Annotated in this window: 19 protein-coding genes; 11 read left to right on the top strand and 8 right to left on the bottom strand. The window is 64.6% G+C overall.

Translation table 11 applies throughout. The features are described 5' to 3' along the window. The 3 genes from FNJ47_RS20190 to FNJ47_RS20180 form a co-directional block, all read left to right on the top strand. The coding region (locus FNJ47_RS20190; protein WP_249778684.1) for an FGGY-family carbohydrate kinase at positions 1-531 on the top strand (531 nt) is incomplete at its 5' end. Further along, positions 528-1,397: a TIGR01459 family HAD-type hydrolase gene (locus tag FNJ47_RS20185; protein WP_163156150.1), complete on the top strand. Its 870-nt coding sequence runs from the start codon at positions 528-530 to the stop codon at positions 1,395-1,397. The genes FNJ47_RS20190 and FNJ47_RS20185, both read left to right, overlap by 4 nt. A gap of 10 nt (positions 1,398-1,407) precedes the next feature. Next, positions 1,408-2,436: a class II aldolase/adducin family protein gene (locus FNJ47_RS20180; RefSeq protein ID WP_163156148.1), complete on the top strand. Its 1,029-nt coding sequence runs from the start codon at positions 1,408-1,410 to the stop codon at positions 2,434-2,436. 20 nt (positions 2,437-2,456) lie between these two features. Here the strand turns inward: FNJ47_RS20180 and ilvA are convergent, their stop codons facing one another. The 5 genes from ilvA to FNJ47_RS20155 form a co-directional block, all read right to left on the bottom strand. After that, positions 2,457-4,004 carry a threonine ammonia-lyase, biosynthetic gene (gene ilvA / locus FNJ47_RS20175; RefSeq protein ID WP_163156146.1) on the bottom strand — a complete coding sequence of 516 codons (1,548 nt, stop codon included), beginning with the start codon at positions 4,002-4,004 and terminating at the stop codon, positions 2,457-2,459. 355 nt (positions 4,005-4,359) lie between these two features. Continuing rightward, positions 4,360-5,550, bottom strand: coding sequence for a M24 family metallopeptidase (locus tag FNJ47_RS20170; protein WP_163156144.1), 1,191 nt, complete (start codon positions 5,548-5,550; stop codon positions 4,360-4,362). Positions 5,551-5,569: 19 nt separating this feature from the next. Then, positions 5,570-6,976, bottom strand: coding sequence for an MFS transporter (locus tag FNJ47_RS20165; protein ID WP_163156142.1), 1,407 nt, complete (start codon positions 6,974-6,976; stop codon positions 5,570-5,572). Positions 6,977-6,994: 18 nt separating this feature from the next. Further along, on the bottom strand, positions 6,995-7,786 hold the full coding sequence (locus FNJ47_RS20160) for an alpha/beta fold hydrolase (RefSeq protein ID WP_163156140.1): 792 nt from the start codon (positions 7,784-7,786) through the stop codon (positions 6,995-6,997). Positions 7,787-7,799: 13 nt separating this feature from the next. After that, positions 7,800-9,419 carry an FAD-dependent monooxygenase gene (locus FNJ47_RS20155; RefSeq protein WP_163156138.1) on the bottom strand — a complete coding sequence of 540 codons (1,620 nt, stop codon included), beginning with the start codon at positions 9,417-9,419 and terminating at the stop codon, positions 7,800-7,802. A gap of 110 nt (positions 9,420-9,529) precedes the next feature. Between FNJ47_RS20155 and FNJ47_RS20150 the strand changes: the two genes are divergently transcribed. The 8 genes from FNJ47_RS20150 (at position 9,530) to FNJ47_RS20120 (ending at position 15,158) form a co-directional block, all read left to right on the top strand. Beyond that, positions 9,530-10,426 carry a LysR family transcriptional regulator gene (locus FNJ47_RS20150; RefSeq protein WP_163156136.1) on the top strand — a complete coding sequence of 299 codons (897 nt, stop codon included), beginning with the start codon at positions 9,530-9,532 and terminating at the stop codon, positions 10,424-10,426. Positions 10,427-10,620: 194 nt separating this feature from the next. Continuing rightward, complete coding sequence (locus tag FNJ47_RS51415) at positions 10,621-10,860, top strand: hypothetical protein (protein WP_235999997.1); 240 nt, start codon at positions 10,621-10,623, stop codon at positions 10,858-10,860. Further along, positions 10,860-11,993: an aromatic ring-hydroxylating dioxygenase subunit alpha gene (locus tag FNJ47_RS20145; protein WP_235999996.1), complete on the top strand. Its 1,134-nt coding sequence runs from the start codon at positions 10,860-10,862 to the stop codon at positions 11,991-11,993. Before FNJ47_RS51415 ends, FNJ47_RS20145 begins: the two co-directional genes overlap by 1 nt. After that, on the top strand, positions 11,993-12,508 hold the full coding sequence (locus tag FNJ47_RS20140) for an aromatic-ring-hydroxylating dioxygenase subunit beta (protein WP_163156134.1): 516 nt from the start codon (positions 11,993-11,995) through the stop codon (positions 12,506-12,508). Before FNJ47_RS20145 ends, FNJ47_RS20140 begins: the two co-directional genes overlap by 1 nt. An 8-nt stretch (positions 12,509-12,516) precedes the next feature. After that, entirely contained in the window at positions 12,517-12,840 is a 324-nt protein-coding gene (locus tag FNJ47_RS20135; protein ID WP_163156132.1) for a non-heme iron oxygenase ferredoxin subunit, read from the top strand. A gap of 37 nt (positions 12,841-12,877) precedes the next feature. Continuing rightward, a complete protein-coding gene (locus tag FNJ47_RS20130) occupies positions 12,878-14,191 on the top strand; it encodes an MFS transporter (RefSeq protein WP_163156130.1) in 1,314 nt (437 codons plus the stop codon). Then, positions 14,188-14,781, top strand: coding sequence for a MarR family winged helix-turn-helix transcriptional regulator (locus FNJ47_RS20125; protein ID WP_163156128.1), 594 nt, complete (start codon positions 14,188-14,190; stop codon positions 14,779-14,781). Before FNJ47_RS20130 ends, FNJ47_RS20125 begins: the two co-directional genes overlap by 4 nt. A gap of 95 nt (positions 14,782-14,876) precedes the next feature. Further along, positions 14,877-15,158 carry a hypothetical protein gene (locus tag FNJ47_RS20120; protein WP_163156126.1) on the top strand — a complete coding sequence of 94 codons (282 nt, stop codon included), beginning with the start codon at positions 14,877-14,879 and terminating at the stop codon, positions 15,156-15,158. A gap of 16 nt (positions 15,159-15,174) precedes the next feature. Here the strand turns inward: FNJ47_RS20120 and FNJ47_RS20115 are convergent, their stop codons facing one another. The 3 genes from FNJ47_RS20115 to FNJ47_RS20105 all read right to left on the bottom strand — a co-directional run bounded on the left by FNJ47_RS20115 (position 15,175) and on the right by FNJ47_RS20105 (position 18,942). Beyond that, entirely contained in the window at positions 15,175-16,191 is a 1,017-nt protein-coding gene (locus FNJ47_RS20115) for an ABC transporter substrate-binding protein (RefSeq protein WP_163156124.1), read from the bottom strand. 1 nt (position 16,192) lies between these two features. Continuing rightward, the gene (locus FNJ47_RS20110; RefSeq protein WP_163156122.1) at positions 16,193-18,295 is read right to left on the bottom strand and encodes an adenylate/guanylate cyclase domain-containing protein; all 2,103 of its coding nucleotides are present in this window, start codon (positions 18,293-18,295) and stop codon (positions 16,193-16,195) included. 137 nt (positions 18,296-18,432) lie between these two features. Next, positions 18,433-18,942 carry a transporter family protein gene (locus tag FNJ47_RS20105; protein WP_235999995.1) on the bottom strand — a complete coding sequence of 170 codons (510 nt, stop codon included), beginning with the start codon at positions 18,940-18,942 and terminating at the stop codon, positions 18,433-18,435. Between the last annotated feature and the right edge of the window lie 38 nt (positions 18,943-18,980).

Genomic DNA, 18,980 nt, shown 5'->3' with positions numbered 1-18,980 from the left:
GATCGGGAAGCGCTGGCCCTGGAAGAAGCGGCAGTCTTCCGCCGGGCGCGGCGTGATCCGCGCTGTGAGCGCCGGATCGGCGAACGCTGGCTTGCCGGCGGCGCCTCGAACTCCGGCGGCGCTGCGCTTCTGCTGCATTTCACCGCCGACGAGATGGAACGGCTGACACCGCAGATGACGCCGGATGCACCGACCGGGCTCGACTACTATCCGCTGCCAAAGACCGGTGAGCGCTTCCCGATCGCCGATCCGGCGCTCACAGCGCGGATCACGCCGCGCCCGGCGGAAGACTGCCGCTTCTTCCAGGGCCTGCTCGAAGGCATCGCTTCGGTGGAAGCCCTCGCCTACCGGCAGCTGGCGCGACTCGGCGCACCGCACCTGCGCCGCGTCATCGGGATCGGCGGTGGCGCGAAGAACGATGCATGGACCAAAATCAGGCACCGCGTGCTCGGTGTCCCTGTCTCGGTCGCCGAGCAGACCGAAGCAAGCTACGGCGCCGCGCTGCTCGCACTGAACGGAGGCCCGCCATGAAGGCCGATGCGACCGCGATCGCCGGCCTTCACGCCATCGCCGACCGCTTCGACCATGTGCTGCTCGACCAATGGGGCACGTTGCATGAGGGGCTGGCCGTGTTCCCCGCGGCGCTGAATTGCGTGGCGCGGCTGCGCGAGGCCGGCAAGCGCATCCTGATCCTGTCCAATTCCGGCAAGCGCGCCGGCAGCAACCAGCGGCGCCTCGCGGCGCTGGGCCTACCGCCGGAAGCCTATGACGGCGTGTTGTCCTCGGGTGAGGTCACCTGGCGCGGGCTGCACGCGCGCGAGCAGGCGCCGTTTGCCGAACTCGGACGTGCCTGCTTCCTGATCTCGCGCGACGGTGATCGCTCGATCGTCGACGACACCGGCCTGACGGTCGCTTCGACCGTGTACGAGGCTGATTTCATCCTGCTCGGCGGGCTCGACGATGATACGGCCGAGCCGGAGCGCTGGCGTACGCTGCTGACGGCGGCTGCCGCACGGCAACTGCCGATGCTGTGCGCCAACCCGGACCTCGTGATGTTCGGCGTCGCGGGGCTGATCCCCGCACCCGGTGCACTCGCCGCATTCTATCAATCGCTCGGCGGCACCGTGCTGTTCGTCGGCAAGCCGTATCCACCGATGTTTGCTGCCGCGCGCGATCAATTGGGACACCCGCCGCCGGCACGGATCCTCGTCATCGGCGACTCCCTCGATCACGATATCGCCGGTGGACGCGCCGCCGGGATGCTGACCCTGCTGATCGGCTCCGGCGCGCACCGTGCGACGCTTGCGCAGGCAAGCGATCTGCCGCAGGCGATCAAGGCCGCGGCCGGCACAGCGGCGCGGATGCCGCACTGGACGATGGATCATCTGATTTGGTGAGAACAGCCCGATGCAACGGCCTCAGATTCTGAACGAGCTGTGCCGCATGTCGGCCCGCGTCGGCAGGAACATCCTGCTGGTGCAAGGCGCCGGCGGCAATTCGTCGGTCAAGGATGGCGACGTGCTGTGGGTGAAGGCGTCAGGCACCTGGCTCGCCGATGCCGAGGACAAGGAGATCTTCGTGCCGGTCGCGCTGTCGGCCGCGCGCGCGGCGCTGACGCAGGGCGACGAACGCGTACCGTTCGCTCCGAACGCCAAGACGACGCTGCGTGCCTCGATCGAGACCTCGCTTCATGCGCTGATGCCGCACCGGATCGTGCTGCATGTCCATTCCGTCAACACCATCGCCTGGGCGGTGCGCACCGATGCCCGCGACGAGTTTGCCCGGCGACTGGACGGACTGGCCTGGCGTTATCTCGACTACCACCACCCGGGGCTGCCGCTCGCGCGCGCAGTCAGCGAGGCGATCGCACATGATGCGGTCGACGTCCTGATCCTCGGCAATCACGGCCTGGTGGTCGGCGCCGCCACCTGCGACGCGGCGGAAGCTCTGGTCGCCGACGTCGAGCAACGCCTCGCACTGGAACAGCGTGGCGCACCTACCGCAGATTCCGACGTGCTCCAAACGATCTGCGCAGGCACGCACTATCGCCTGCCGCGGGATCCTCGCGGTCACGACATCGCCACCGACCGCTACAGCCGCGCGATCGCGACCAGCGGCTCGCTTTATCCTGATCATGTCGTCTTTCTTGGTCCGGGCCTGCCGGTCCTCGAGCATCGCGAGAACCTGAACGTCCTGATCGCGCAGGCCGGTCGGGACGGATTGCCGCCGCCGGTCGCGCTCCTCGTCCCGGGCGCCGGCAGCCTGATCCGGGCGGATGCGAGCGACGGCGCGGAAGCCATGCTGAGCTGTCTTGCGCTGGTCACCTGCCGGTTGCCTCTGGCCGCACGGATCAACTATCTGACGGCCGAGAATGAGCACGCGTTGCTGAACTGGGACGCCGAACACTATCGCCGGCAATTGACTGCGGATCGCTGATCCGGAATCCGCTCCGCGCTTCACCTCTTCTCGGCAGAGAGGAACAGGCGATAGGCTGGATTTTCGCTCTCGTTCCAGTAGGGATAGCCAAGTGCATCCAGCGCCTGAACGAACCGGGCGCGCTCCTGAGGCTTGACTTCGATACCTGCCAGGATGCGCCCGTAGTCGGCACCGTGATTTCGGTAGTGGAACAGCGAAACGTTCCAGTCGGGCGCCAGGCTCTCGAGGAATTTCAGCAACGCGCCGGGACGCTCCGGAAACTCGAAGCGATAGATCACTTCATCCTTGAGCAACGGCGCGCGGCCACCCACCATGTAGCGCACATGGTCCTTGGCCATCTCGTTGTCGCTCAGGTCCAGGATCGGATAGCCTTCGCGTCGAAGCAGCTCCATGACTTCGCGCTTCTCGGCCTCGCCGCGGCTCAGCGCGATGCCGACGAAGAGCTGCGCCGGCGCGGTGGTCTCGGCGAAGCGGTAGTTGAATTCCGTGATGGCCCGCGAGCCGAGAATGCGGATGAAGTGCCGATAGCTGCCGGGCTTCTCCGGCACGGTCACGGCGAGCAGCGCCTCGCGATGCTCGCCGACCTCGGCACGGTCGGCGATGGTGCGCAGCCTGTCGAAATTCAGATTGGCCCCGCTGTTGACGGCAATCAGGCTGCCGTCGCTCAGCGCGCCGCGCTCGGCGTAGGCCTTGAGGCCGGCGAGCGCCAACGCGCCGGAAGGTTCGGCGACCGATCGCACATCGTCGAAGATATCCTTGATGGCCGCGCACATGGCGTCGGTGTCCACGGTAACGACCTCGTCGAGCAGGTCGCGGCAGAGGCGGAACGTCTCGGTTCCGACCTTGCGGACAGCGACGCCGTCGGCGAACAGCCCGACCTGATCCAGCGCGACGACGCTCCCCTTGGCGAGCGCCGCCGCCATCGAAGCGGCGTCTGCCGGCTCCACACCGATGACCTTGATCGAGGGATTCAGGAATTTCACGAAGGCGGCCACGCCGGCCGCCAGCCCGCCCCCACCGATCGGCACGAAGATCGCCTCGATCGGATCGGGATGCTGGCGCAGGATTTCCATCCCGACGGTGCCCTGGCCGGCAATCACATCGGGATCGTCGAACGGATGCACGAAGGTCAGTCCGCGAGCGACCTCGATCTCCCTGGCCTTGGTTTGTGCGTCATCGAAGGTGTCGCCATGCAGCACGACGTCGCCGCCGAGACGCCGGACCGCCTCGACCTTGATGGCGGGCGTGGTCCGCGGCATCACGATCGTCGCGGGAATACCGAGCTTGCGCGCCGACAGCGCCACACCCTGCGCGTGATTGCCCGCCGATGCGCAGATGACGCCCGACCTTCGCTGCGCGTCCGGCAGCCTGACGATCTTGTTGTAGGCGCCGCGAAGCTTGAACGAGAAGATCGGCTGAAAGTCTTCCCGCTTCAGCAACACGCTGCGCGACAAGCGTTCCGACAGCCGCGGCATCGGATCGAGCGGGGTCTCGACGGCCACGTCGTAGACACGGGCGGTCAGGATGCTTTGGGCGTAGTCGCGGAGCGCGTTGGCGGCAGCGGTCATCGGGTCGCTTTTGTCGATGGGGAGGCAATCCATATCGGTTGCACCTGCCCATCGTCGGCGCCGACCCGGCGAGCAGACGGCACGGAGCCGGCCGCTGCATCCGGCCCGGAGCATCGCATGACCGGAGGCTCGCGTGAAGCAAAGACCGCCGGATCAATCGCCCGGTCGAGCGCGCCAGGGGGAGCTGCCAAAAATATCGAAAACAACCCCATGCAAAGGAGCCGACGGCGGCCGGCGTAGACCGGGCGACTTGACATGTCGGGCAACTCAGGGATAGATTTCTAATATTCCGAATTTTGTCACACGGGCTGAATCGGCGGCCCAGCCAAAAATGGCGCGCCTGACGCCGACCACATCACGCAGTGAGACGCGACGAATTCCATTCCCGGCCATGATCTCCGGGCGCTTCCCAACCCGCTTCGGAAACGATCAGCGTGTCCTCCAGCTTGATGTAGCCGCGCGCCGGATGCAGCAGCGCCGTTTCGATCGAGATCACCATTCCACATTCGAGCGGCCGATCCGCATCATACGGCGCGTAAGGCACCGGGCCGGTCGCGGTCAGGCGCGGCGCTTCGTGACTGACAAGCCCGATGCCGTGTGCAGTGAAGTCGAGCACGGCGCGATGCGGAGACGTTTTCACGGCAGCCTCGCCCGCGGCAATGATGTCGCCACCCAAGGCGCCCGGCCGGATCGCGCGCCGGGCCACCTGCTGGACGTCCTCGATCTCCTGAAGCAACTCGCGCAGCTCGCTGTCGGGCTCACCCAAGATGCCCATGCGACTGAGGTCGCCGATATAGCCCCGGTAGTTTCCTCCGGAATCGATCGAGATCACGTCGCCCTCTCCGAGAAGCTGGTTCGACGGCGCCCGGTTATGGCTCCTGCCAGCCGCAATCAGGCAATATTCGAAGACGAGATCGCGTTCCTGCTCCTCGCGGCGCAGACGAGCGACGATGTCATTCTTGGTCATCCCTGGAGCGCAGGCCTTGAACGTCGCCATCATCGCATCGACGACCCGTTCGGACGCTTCCCGGATGAGGTCGAGTTCAGCGGGAGACTTTACCGCACGTAGGCGCTCGAGTGTGAAATGAGCCTCGCGGAACTCAACATTATCAAACCCGGCGAACAGATGATCCCTGGCATCGGCGGGCAGGAAGCCTGCCTCGATGCCGATACGCCTGGCTGTGCCGCCCAGTTTTCTCACATGATCGATCGCAAGCCCGATCGCATCGATCGTTCCCCACGCTTCCGCCTTGACGGTCGGTGTCCATATCCGTCCGAGTTCATGCTCGAATTTTTCCATGCGGTTGCCGATGTAGGCGGAATTTTCCGGATGTCCTTTCTGATAGACGAATACCGGCAGATAGCGGCTGGTGCCGATCGCCTCCATGACGTCGAAAAAGAAGAAGCGATACCCACCAAGCAGGTACTGCGTGTTGTGACGCGAGGTGACGATCAGGATGTCGAGCCCCGCCTCATCCATCAGCCGATCGAGCTTTTCGGTGTTGAACGGTGCCGCCGTCGCGATCGTGTCGAGTGCATTGTCCATGGGTTGACCTTCCGTCGTCTCAGGTTGCCGTTTTCGCGGCCAACGATTTTGGTGCGGCGCCTGCATTCTCGCCAAACAAGGCCACCGGGCGTCCGTGCGGTTCAACGCCGAGGAACGTAAAGGCGAGCCCGATCAGCAGGCCTGCACCGGCAAGAAAGCAGAACGCCGGCATCACCGCCGCGGCGGTCGCGCTTGGATGCACGAGATTGTCAGCACCGGCGATCATGGCGAGGCACAGGGGACCTACGATCTTGCCGACCCCGTTCGAGAGCTGGGCAAGGCCGACGGCGCGTCCCGACAGCTGAACCGGAAAGATTTCGGCGGGATAGGGACCGATGTTCGAGAATCCGCCGTCGAAGAACACGGCGCCGACGATCAGGAAGACCAGGAATAGCGGCACCGAGCCGGCAAAGTCGTTGTGGAAGTAGGCAGCCAGCGCCAGCGAAACCGCGGTGCCATAGCCCATCAACTGGCCGCAGGGCTTGCGGCCGATCCGATTCGCGAGGAACGCAAACCCTGTCCGCCCAAGGACCCCAGCGAGGCTGACGTAAATGAACATCTTCGCCGCCTCCTGCGGCGCGACACCAAGCAGCAGCGCCACGATGGTCGGTCCCCACAGGAACACACCGTAGTTTGCCGTGCTGGCGCCGAACCAGATCAGAACCGTCAGCCAGAAGCGCCGTTGCTCAGCAAAGAGATCGGCAAACGTCGCCGTGTTCGCCGGCGGCAGCGTGGGCAAGGTGAACTCGTCGCCGCCGACCCGGTAGAGTTTCCGGATGCTCGCCTGCGCCTCGCGCACGCGGCCCTTGCTGATGAGCCAGCGCGGCGATTCCGGCATGATGATCATGGTCAGAACGCCGAGGATGATCGGCAGGAACCCGACCGCGGCCAGTCCGCGCCAGCCGACCAGCGGCAGCAGGAAGCTCGCCGTGACCGATGCCGAAAGCACACCGAAGGCGACCGGAACGACCACGAGGCTCGTGACCAGCGTGCGATGACGGGTTGGTGCGAACTCGACGGTGGCGGGAACCGCCGCCGCCGCGCCCGCGGCAAGGCCGAAGCCCACGAAGAAGCGCAGAACCGCAAACGCAACCCAGCCATCTTCCGGAATGAACGCGATCGCGCCCGAGGTCAGGCCGCAAAGCAGGACGCCCGCAACCGCCAACGGCTTGCGCCCCAGACGATCTGCAAGGACCCCCGCAACGAATGCGCCCAGCATTGCCCCGATGCCGGCGCTCATCAGCATGATCGAGGTTTGCCCGAACGTCAGGTGCCACTTCGGCGCCAGCACCGAGACCAGAAATCCGACCACAAAGAAATCGAAGAAATCGACCACGCCGCTGACGGCGAAGATGATGATCGATAGCCAATAGCGCGTCGTCACCGGCGCTTCGTCGAACGGCACCGCATTCGCCTGCTCAGCCATGGTCTCCCCCTGTTGTGGTCAAGCCGCCTTCTTTTTTGAACTCAGAAATGCCGTCACCGCCTCGGCCACCCGCTCGGGCGCCTGGATCGACGCGACATGGCCGACACCCGCGATGGTCTTCATCTCGACGTTCGTGAGATCGCGGGCGAGCGCGAATGTCTCGGCATTCGGGATTAGCCGGTCGTCAGCGCCGGCCAGCAGCAGCGTCGGGCGATCGAAGCCTGCGAGATCGGCGCCGACGGGCTGCGCGAGCAAGGCGCCGCGTCGCGCCTTCTGGCCCTCGTCGCGGCTGGAGCCACGGAAGATGTCGATCAGTTCGGGTCGCACGCGCAGGTAATCCGGCGGAAAGAAGAACTCAGCAATCTTCGGTGCGTTGGCGATGGTGTCCGCGCGGTAGGAAGCGAGCGTGCGGAAGACATCCGCATTGACGTCCAGCGGGCTTCTGTTGACCTTCCAGGTGCTGCTCAGGATCAGGCGATCGATGCGGCCGGGGTGCCGTGCCGCCAGCACCTGCGCGATCTGCCCGCCCAGAGAGGTTCCGAAAACATGGGCACGATCGTAGCCGAGCCCTCCGATCAAAGCCGCGGCATCATCTGCCAGATCGGCCAGCGAATAGGATGACGGCGGATTTCTGGTGCCGCCGGAATCGCGCTGATCGTAAGCGATCACGGTGAAATCAGCCGCCAACGCGGGCGCAAGGCCGTCGAACATCGAATGATCGGCCTCACCGCCATGCAGCAGCACGATCGGTGCGCCATGTCCGGTTTTCTCAAACGCCGTCAAGACGCCGCTGGATTCGAACGATTGCATTGGGAGCCCCCCGCTAATGCAGCAGCGTTGAAAGCGCGCCGGCCAGTTCCTTCGCAGGATCCGACGGCAGCCACGGCATCCGCCACGCCACATGCCCATCGGGGCGCACCAGCACGGCGCCGCGCATGCCGAGCTGGAATCCGTCCGCCGGATCGGCCGACGGCAATTGCTTCAGCGACAGCGGCAAGCGGGTCTTCTCCGATACCTGCCTTCCCGCCTCCAGCCACTCGCTGCCGAGCGGACCGGTGACGACGGTGAACTCCTTATCGAACCAGTCGAGCGTGGATTTCTTGCGCGAAGGCTCGAGCCACATATGCGGAAAGCGCGCGCCGGGACGGTCGGTCGGCGTGTAGTAGCGGGAGTTCAACGCCTTCGCGACGGTGCCGTCGGGGATCACCGCGCCCTCCTCGTAATTGTGCCCGAGGTTCTGGCCGATGCTGTGCAGATGGTTATCCATATCGTTGATCCAGAACTTGATCCGGTCCGGATCTCGCGATCGCACGGCGTCGTCGGTCAGCCCGAATCGCAGCCTGTTGCCGTAGCTGAAATTGGCATTGGACTGCGCGATCGGGCGGCGTTCGCTGGAATAGCTGTCGAGCAGCTTCTCATCCGCGAGGCCCTTCAACACGAAGGCGAGTTTCCAGGCGAGATTATGCGCGTCCTGAACACCGGAGTTCAGGCCGAAGCCGCCGGTCGGTGGAAAGCGGTGCGCGCAGTCGCCGACCAGGAACACCCGGCCCTTTCGAAAGGTCTCGGCGACCTGCATGCTGACGCGCCAGATCGAACGGTTCAGAAGCGTGACGTCGAGATCCGGAATGCCGGCATGGCCGCGTGCGATCTCGATGAACTCCTGGTCGGTCCACGGCCGTTCGCGATCGTCCTTGGTCAGGCCGATCTGCGTCACCGTCAGCCAGCGATCGCGGCCGTTGGTGTTCAGGATGCCGGCGCGCGGCAGATCCGGTCGGTCCGGAACGATGATGAAGCCGGCGGCCTCGCGCGCGATCGGCAATCGCGACAGGTCGGCGCGCCAATACTCGTTCGACATCACCGCCAGCGTCGACGGACCGACCATCTCGATCCCGGCGCTGCGCCGCGTCTGGCTGCCCGCGCCATCGGCGGCGATCAGGTAAGTCGCCGTCCACTGCGTCAACTCGCCGGTCTTTTCGCAACGTGTCGTGACGCTGACGCCGCTGTTGGTCTCCTCGAACGATTCACAGGACGTGTTGAACAGTACCGTGGCGTGCCGCGATTTCTCGACCACCCGCAGGATTTCCTCCTCGACCGCATCCTGGGCGACCAGGCTCTTCCAGGCCGGCGTATGACCGACATTCGGTTCAGGACGGGTGCGGCCGAATTCGTGACCCGCGATGCTGTCGAGGAACACGAACATGTCGGAGTTGTCCTGCAGGCCACGGTCGCGGATCGCCTGCTCGATCCCCCACTGCCGGAAGATCTCCATGGTGCGGACCCAGCAACCGCGCGACTTGGGATGGTCCGTCGTCGTCGCGCTCTTCTCGACCACCACGCAGTCGATGCCGAAGCGGTCGAGCAGCAGCGACATCGCAAGGCCGACCGGCCCACCGCCGGCGATGAATACGGACGTCTGGCGTGCCTCGTCGGTGGCGATGCCCATGCTGGTGTCTCCTCGGTTTGATCGTTGAGCGGAGACTGCGCTCTTTTTGCTATCTCACAAGAACATGTTTGATATGGTATCCATCTCGATCTGAGATGGAGCGACCATTCATGGACCTGCGGCAGATCCGTTATTTCGTTGCCGTCGCCGAGCGCGGAGGCTTTGCTGCGGCGGCGAGCACATTGAATGTTGCCCAGTCGGCGCTCAGCCGTCACGTCAAGGAGCTCGAAGCCGAACTGGGCGGCGCCCTGCTCGAACGCGGCGCACGCGGCGTCTCCGTCACGGAATCCGGCAAGGTGCTGCTCGCGCGAGGACGCTGGCTGCTTGGGACCGTCGATGACATCAAGGCCGAGGTGCGCACGGAAAATCGTGAGCCGAGCGGCACGGTGCGGATCGGCGCGCCACCGAGCCTCGGCGATATCCTCTATCCGCCGCTTGCCCAGACATTCGTGAAGCAGTTTCCACGCGTGCGGCTCGAGTTGAACGAGGGCCTGACTGAGAACGCATCGGAACGCCTGCTGCGGGGTGAGCTCGATCTGGCGATCGTGACGACGCCGCCTCCCAACGATCACCTCGACTATGAACTGCTCATGGTCGAACAGGTGTTCCTGATCGGACCGGCGCGCGATCCGCTGCTGAAGCGCGGCAGGCTGACCCGCAAGGAGTTCGACGGCCTGCCATCCGCTGTGGCCCCGCTCAGCCGCAACCCGTTTCCGTCGACGATGCTCTGTGCGGTGCGGGTCGACAACAGCACGCCGATGAAGCGCATGGTGGCATCAGGCCTCGGCTATGCCTTGCTGCCCTTCTCCGGCATTCACCAGGAAGTGGCTAGCGGAACGCTATCGGCAGCACTGTTGCCGTGGATGCGCGCCGAGCGCGTGCTGGCGCTCCCGCGCGGCCGGCCGGTCAGCCGGGCAACGCGTGAAGCGATTGCGGTGCTGAAGAACATCTGCCGCGCGCTGATCGATGAGGGGATTATCCTGACGGCGCCGACGCGCAAGACCTGACGCTCCCCGAGCTCCGCCCTTGGCAACCAATCGACTTGACCATAGTTGTCATGACAACTATAGAGTCATCCCAAGATTGGCGATCAAGCCGGCTGCTCACGTCGTGGAACGACGAGAGCCGTGAACTGCAATGGCTCTGCGGGCGACCTTGGGGTTCGCCTGTGCAGCCGGCGGTCGACCGAAGGGAGGACGCTATGAATGCTGCTTCGCAGAGCCACGCGGCCAGGCTGCTGGAGATTTCCCGGCTGATTGACGATCGCCCCGCCGAACGCATCTTCCAGGTCGATCGCCGGATCTTCAGCGATCCGGAGGTGTTCGACGCCGAGCTCCGGCATGTGTTCGAGGCCACGTGGAATTTCATCGGCCTGGAATCCCAAATTCCCGGTCCAACGACTTCGTCACCACCCATATCGGTCGGCATCCAATCCTGGTGATGCGGAGCGCCGACGGTAAGGTCGGCGCCTTCCTCAACACCTGCCGGCATCGCGGAACCATCGTCTGCCCGTTCAAGCAGGGCCGGCAGAAGTTTCATGTCTGCCGCTACCACGGCTGGGCCTACGATTCGAGCGGGCGCAACATCTCGGTGACGGAGGAAGCGAGCGGGCAGTATCCGCCCTCTTTCTCGAACCAGAATCACGACCTGCTTCCGGTCGCCCGGCTCGGCTCGTATCGCGGCTTCCTGTTCGCGAGCCTTTCCGCCGACGTTCCGCCGCTCGAAGACTTCCTCGGCGACACCCGCGCTTTCCTCGACCTCATCATCGATCAGAGCGACAGCGGTGAAGTCGAGTTCGTGCCGGGCGCCAGCACCTATACGTTCGACGCAAACTGGAAGCTGCAGTTCGAGAACGGTCTCGACTACTATCATTTCGCGACCACCCACAGCTCCTACGTCGATATCCTCAAGAAGCGCAACACCACCGCCGGACCGGACGCCGGGTTCACCGCGGAGCCGGAAGGCGAGCAGGAAGGCCAAGGCAGTTTCAGCTTCGACTATGGCCACGCCGTCAACTGGTCGATCAAGCGCACGCAGCTCTATGGCCGTCCGCTCGGCATGGACCCGGCGCGCCTCGATGCCGTGCGGCAGCGCGTCGGCAGCACCCGCGCCAAGTGGATGCTTCGCCAGCGCAACCTCACGATTTTCCCGAACCTGCAGGTCATCGACATCCTGTCGGCGCAGGTGCGGACCTGGCGACCGCTGGCGCCCGACAAGACCGAGATGGTGTCGCATTGCCTTGCTCCGGTCGGCGAAAGTGCCGCCGCGCGCACGCTTCGGATCCGCAACTACGAGGACTTCTTCAACGCGTCAGGGCTCGCGAGTTCCGACGACAATGTGATGTACGAATTCTGCCAGACCGGCTACGACGCGACGACCGCCGCACCCACGCAAGGTTATCTGCGCGGCGTCGCCGACATCGGCCACGGCGAGAGCCTGCATACGCGCGAACTCGGCGTAAACCCGTCCGAATGGTCGTTCGGCCCGACCAGCTTCGGCGGCGAGACCAATTTCCACCCTGGGTATCGCGAGTGGCGCAGGCTGTTGCAGCACGCCGCTGGGGAGAGCGTGTGATGGCTGCAAACACGACCATGCAAACGGAAGCACACGCTTTCGCAGCCGCGACCATCTTCCGCGAGGCCCGCCTGCTCGACACCGGCGAATGGGCCGACTGGGTCGCGATGTACAGCGAAGATGCCGTCTATTGGGTACCGGGATGGCTCGACGAATACACCACCACCAATGATCCCGACACGCAGGTCTCGCTGCTCTACCACGATGCGCGGCGCGGGCTGGAAGAGCGGATCGCGCGCATCGAGTCACGCAAATCCATCACCGCGCTGCCGCTGCCGCGCACCGTGCATCAGGTCTCGAACCTCGAGGCATCCGAGACCGGACCTGACGAGATCATTTGCCACTCGGTGTTCGCGGTTCACGTCTACGACCCGCGCGTGGCAAAGGAGCATCTCCGTCACGGGCGCTATGAGCACACGCTGAGACGCGAAGGCAGCACCTGGAAGATCGCGCGCAAGGTCATCACGCTGGTCAATGATCACGTCCCGACCGTGCTCGACTTCTACAGCATCTGAGAGAACATATGACGGATCAGGGAACCTGGCACGAAGCTGCCGCACTCAGCGCGCTGAGCGAAGGCGAGCCGCACGGCATTGAAATCGGCAGGCATCACATCGCGCTCTATCGCGTCGGCAATGAATTCTACGCCACCAGCAACATCTGCACCCATGCGGAGGCGCTGCTGTCCGACGGCATGCTGGACGGCTGCGAGATCGAATGTCCGCTGCATATGGGCCGCTTCGACATCCGAACCGGCGAAGCGCTGACCAGCCCGGTCGAGATCGACATCCAGACCTATCCCGTCCGCGTGACAGGCGACCGGCTGGAAGTCTGCCTGCCCGCGTAGGGCGGCCACCTAAAAACAAGAAGCGGGGGAAACGGCGATGACCGAAGTCGTGATGGACAAGGCGGCGATTGCGACCGCCGATCCGGAAATCGAACGCAGCACGGTCCGTAAGGTCGCGCTGCGCCTGATGTGGTTCGTCATGGCGATGTACTTTCTCGCCATTCTCGACCGCGGAAACATCTCCTTTGCCGCGCTGCAGATGAACAAGGAGCTCGGGCTCAACGCCGAGATGTTCGGCATCGCGGTCGGGATCATGTACTTCACCTATGCCATTTTCGAGATCCCGAGCAATCTGATCCTCGCCAAATACGGCGCACGGATCACGCTGACGCGGATCGCGATCCTGTGGGGCATCGCCACGGTGCTGATGGCGTTCACGCAGGGCCCGCTCAGCCTCTATGCATTCCGCGGCTTCCTCGGTTTTGCCGAGTCCGGCCTGTTTCCCGGCGTGATGCTGCTGCTCAGCCTCTGGTTTCCGTTCAGCTACCGCGCCCGCTACAACGCGATGTTCAACTATGCGGTGCCGATCTCCTATATCTTCGCCTCGCTGATCTCGGGCGCGATCCTCGAATTGAATGGAACGTTCGGCATCGCGGGCTGGAAATGGCTGTTCATCCTCGAAGGCGTGCCGCCCATCATCCTCGGGATCGTCGGCATCTTCTATCTGACCGACCGTCCGCAGCAGGCGAGCTGGCTGTCGGCCGCACAGCGCAACTGGCTGATCGGAGCGCTGGAGCGCGACGCCAAGGCAACCGGGGTGGTGCATGCCGAGGGCGTGCTGCGGACCATCACCAAGCCGATGGTGCTGCTGTTCGGCCTGTGCAATTTCGGCCTGTTCTGCGGACTTGCTTCGCTGTTCCCCTGGCTGCCGCAGATCATCAAGTCGTTCGGCCTGCCGAATTCGCAGGTCGGCTTCGTGACCGCGATCCCGCCGATCGCCGGGCTGATCGGCATGATTGCCTTGTCGCGGCACTCCGATCATGTCGGCGAACGCTTCTACTATGCGGCGATGACCTTCGTGATCGCAGCCGCCGGCTTCGCCATCGCCGCCTTCTCGACATCGCCCGTCTGGATCATCATCGGGTTCATGGTCGCCAATGTCGGCGTCTATGGCACGCAGGCCGTGTTCTGGACGATCCCGCAGTCCTACATGTCGCGGCAGAGCGCACCGGGAGCGATCGGGCTGGTCGGCATGATCGGCAGCATCGGAGGTGCGACGATCCCGATCGTGATCGGACGCGCCAAGGACGCCTCGGGCAGTTTCACCATCGGATTCCTCGTGGTAACAGGCGTGCTCCTCCTCGCGGCGGTCCTGGTCTTGATCGCGCGCTCTCAACTCGTGAAAGAATGAAAAGCCGCACTGCCACAAGCCGCACCAAGGCCCCTGCCCCGCGCCGCGCCCCGCAAGAGGACGCCCGCTCCGAACTGGTGATCGATTTCGAGCGTTACGTGCCGACGGTGCTTTCGAGCCTGGTCGCGAAGCTGCGCGCCAATGCCAACGCGTTCTTCCCGGAAGCCTACGGCGTGTCGCTCGCGGAATGGCGGGTGCTGTCCTTTCTCAGGGAGCATGAGCCCGCGAGCGCCTACGACATCTGGACCAACGCGCAACTGGACAAGGCCGTCGTCAGCCGCGAGACGACGTCGCTGAAGAAGAAGGGGCTGATCGAGCTGACCCCTGTCCGAGGCAGCGCCCGGAACCGGACCGAGATCCGCCTGACGGCTGAGGGCGTCGCGCTGCTCGACCGCAGCCTCGACGAAATCCTGCGCCGGCACAGCAATCTCACGGCCGGCCTCGACGCCAAGGCGCTGGAAGCCTTCTTCCGTGTCGTCGATCACATCGAGCAGCGCATTCCTCATATGGCCGACCAGAGCGGGGATGCCTTGCCGGCGCATGCGCCGGTCAAACGCATCGCCAAGCGGCGGTCGCCGACCGGCGTCTAGCATTGGTTGTCCGGCGTGGAACCGGGTGTAATTTATGTTTCAGTAAGCAAGTTGTAGCTAGGATCGATCAGTGCGTTGCGTATAGGAGACTTCCAGTGATCGACTTTGACGAACTTCGTAGTATCGCCGCGGATGTTCGTATCTTCATCGACGCGTCGGAAGACAAGGGCGGCGCCTTGAAGGCCATCGTCGAGGCCTATGACGTCGTTCTCGGCATTTTCCCGGCCGGCCCTGGAATGGACCTTCACGTGGTCAAGGGGACCGAGGTCCTCAATCACATCGCGCAGACCCAGGCCTCGACCGGCTTTACGCACACCGCCATCGCATTCCAGACCCGCGAACAGGCTGTTGCGCTCGAGCAACTGATGGCGGCCTAGTCGCCGCGCTGGAGCTCTAGATCGTCGCGAGATAGAGCGTCGGATCGAAATACTGCGTGGCCGGCGTTGCAGCCGCGATCGTCGCCTCGGTCGCGAAGAAGTCGCTGACCTGCTGCAGCCATTTGGCCACGGTGCCGTCGGCATAGAGCCGTTTCCACTCCCGCGACGAGAACATCTTCTGTGCCGCCAACGCCCCCTCGATGTCGGCGACCGACGCCTGCGGATAATGCTGCTTCTGCAACATCTCGGCCGCGGCCGTGCCGTTGCGAAGCATGTGGTCATTGGCGTCGGCCCAGCCGCGAATGATCCGGGCGAAGACGTCGCGGTTGGCGCCAAAATAGTCCTCCCGGGCAACCCAGCCACCGATCACGGCGGACTGCGGATAGTAGGCGGATGCGTCCACCAGCTTGACGGCGCCGGGCACTTGTTGGCGTACCGCGATGTTGAACGGAACCCAGAGCGCGACCGCAGGCACCTCGCCCGCGATGAACGCGCTCACCGCCGCGGACATATTGTTGTTCACGATTTCGACATCGGCCAGCGAGAGGCCGTTGGCGCGCAATGCGCGATCGAGAAAGATATGGGCCGTGCTCATCCTGGTGGTCGCGATGCGCTTGCCGCGCAGGTCCGCAAAGGTCCGCACGCCCTTATCCGGCCGTACCCAGAGCTGAGCGGTCGCGATCTCGATATCGTTGACGAGGAACGCGGTGTAGCCGCCGCGCGGCAGCAGGCTCGAGATGACGGCACCGGCCGACAGGACGTCGAGCTTGCCGGCCGCCATCGCCTCGACCACCTCGAGGCCGGTGCCGAACTCGACCAGGTCGAAGTCGATCCCTTCCCGGTCGAACGAGCCGCGATCGAGGCCGGTGAGAATCTGGCCGTCGACGGCGACGACATGGAGATAGCCAAGCCGCAGCCGGGCCCGGCTCAGGGCGATTGCTGGCGTCGCGAGCGCGGCAGCCCCCAGCGCAACTCCGATGAGGACGCGTCGCCGATCGGTCTTGCGGGACAACGGACCTCCCTCGACCCGCATCTCAATGCTCCGAGGGATCGAGCAGCGGCCGCTCAACGGCATTGCGCAGCCGTTCGGCGTGATATTGCGCGACGCCATCCCAGGGATACTCGGCCAGGAAATCGGCGATGCCCAGCAACGCAGTGGCGGGCTCCGAATACCGGATCGAGTTGTAGACCGCTTCCCAGCGCGCGCAGAACGCCAGCTCCGAATCGCCGCGCTCGCCGCAGAGCTCGTAGACCGTGATCGCCTCGGCAAAGCCCTTCGGCCGGATCTGGTCGACGCTGCGGAACGCAAACCTGTGTTCGGCACGCGCCCGCACGGCTGCGCTGACCAGAACCTGCGTGCCGTAGTTCTTGTTGAGACCTTCGAGGCGCGAAGCCAGATTGATGGTGGCACCGAGCGCGGTGTAGTTCATGCGGTCGGCGGAGCCGACATTGCCGACCACGGCGTCGCCGAGATGCAGGCCGAACCGTGTGGCATAGGCCGGCCAGCCCTCGCTCCGGAACGCCCGGTTCAATTCGGCGTTACGGTGCAGGCAATCCAGCACGGCCTCGCAGGCATGAATGACGTGATCGGGATCCTCGTCCGGCGCGTTCCACAGTGCCATCACGGCGTCGCCGATGAACTTGTCGATGGTGCCATGGTGCTTCATGATCGCCTCCGACATCGCCGCGAAATAGCGCGAGGTGAAGATCATGACCTGCGACGGATCGGCCTTCTCCGTCTTCGCGGTGAAGTCGGCGACGTCGGTGAAGAGGACCGTGACCTCGCGCCTGACGCCGCCGAGTTGCAGCGAAGCGCCGGACTCCATCAGCTGACGGACGATCGGCTGCGGAATGAAGCTGGAGAAATTGCGCACCACCGTGCGCATCGTGAACACCGAACGGCCCAACTCGTCGATCTCGTCGATGGCCGATTGCATCCGCGGCTGGTCGGCGAGTTGGAAGTGCTGGATCTCGTCGGTCTGCCGCGCCAGCTCACGTAGCGACCGGGCCAGCAGCGAGCCGAGCCAGAATGCGAAGGGCAGCATCGCGACCACAAAGGCGAGCGCGATGGCGAACAGCGCGCGCCGCTCCGAGATGATCTTGGCGAAGAACTCGTCGAGCGGGGCAATCACCGCGAGGCGGATGTTGGCCGGGCCGGCCGTCTCGATGCGGTGAAAGGCTGCAACCAGCGTCCGCCCGTCGCCGTCGGTGAAGAATTGTTGCGCGCCCCCATCGCTCCGCCAGGCCTGGATCGCAGCAGGCAGGCCCGGCAGCTTGATGGCGTCGATCCCGGGCAGCGCGTCGCTGTGCCCGGCCATCAGGTCGCGCATCTCGGGATGGCCGACGATGCGATCAGCATCGTTGAACAGGAAGGCCAGCCCGGATTTGCCGAGCTTCTGCCGGCTCAGCATCTCCTCGAGGCGATTGAGCAGGAGATCGGCAGCCACCACCCCGCGGCGGCCCTCCTTCAGCGGCGTGCGCAGCGTGTAGCCGGGCTCACCGGTCGCATAGAAGACATAAGGCCCGGTGAGCAATGTCTTGCGATCCCTGAAGGCCTCGACATACCAGGGCCGCTGCCGCGGGTCGTAGCTTTGCGGCCCCGCCACCTCCGCGACCTGGATCAGGTTTTCCGAGAGGAACAGCGTCACCGGCGCCGCAGTTGCCGCACCGGTGCGGGCGATCACGACCAGGCGATAGACCGCGTCGGGATCGACATTCAGCGCCGCCCTGAATTGCGGCTTGGCGCGATCGATGACGTCCATCTCCAGGAACGAGCCGTCTTCGTAGCCGACATAGAGATTGAAGATCTGCGGATTGTTGCGCAGCATCGAAGCCAGCAGGCCGTACAGCTTGCTGTTGTCCACGATGTCGGCCTCCTGGACGGCCGGCAGCCCCGCCAGAATCTCGAGGCTGTCGCGCACGTTCTTGAACTGCGCGTCGATGCGGTCGGCGCCGAGCTGCCCCACCTTGTCGATGAAGGTGCTCGCGGCCATCTCCGTGATCGACGAAACCCGCCTGAAGCTGAGATAGACCAGCGTCAGGCCGACCACCAGCACGGCGGCAATGAACACCGTGATGATCGAGGTGCGGAAGCCGATCCGAACCGGCCTCCGGCTGGTCGCACGCGCGTCACTCATCGGGCTTGCCGTTCGCCTCCTCCTAATACTTCCGAACAATCGGCCTGGTCGGTGTGGTGATGGGCGCGGCCGGCGAGAGCTCACCCAGGCAGTCCATCCCTCCGGCCGGTTCTCCGCGGCGAAATCCTTGTAGCCTCTCAGGTTGAGATAGCCCTGACAGCCCTCGGCGACCGGGAATATGAAGCCGACCTGCGGGCGACGTCCGAGACCGTCGTGCAGTTGTCGGTCGCGACCCCCGAGATGCTGTTGCCCCGCGGGCCGGTCAGCGTCGCGTCAACGCCGACACCGACATTGCCCGGCGCGGCAAGGAAGGTGATGGCGGCCTGTCCGCCAAGGACCGACTGAGCCCAGGTATAGGTTAAACCCTCCACCAGAACATCCGCATGGGCGTTGAGACCGGCCACGACGGACCCGGGCACGCGGTTGCCGATGACGAAATTCTTTCCCGCGTTGGCGCTTTGGTCGAGGTGAATGTAGATCGTCTCGTACGCCCAGCCGGGCATCGCCGGCGCCGCGGTCAGGCTCGCGAACGAGCCGGGGAGCCAGAAGCTCAATCCGCCGGCACCGGCCAGCGCTGCATGCGGCGTTGCCGACAGTGCCAGTGCGCCAATGATGCCGAGTACGGCGCGCTTGTGATTCTTGACCATCCTCGTTCTGATCCCCCACTTCGTTCAAGCCATTCTAG

This window comes from Bradyrhizobium uaiense, assembly GCF_010811875.1.
GTDB classification, from domain to species: Bacteria; Pseudomonadota; Alphaproteobacteria; order Rhizobiales; family Xanthobacteraceae; genus Bradyrhizobium; species Bradyrhizobium uaiense.
Note: the sequence above shows the minus strand (reverse complement) of the source record. Positions and strands in the feature narration are given on the sequence as shown.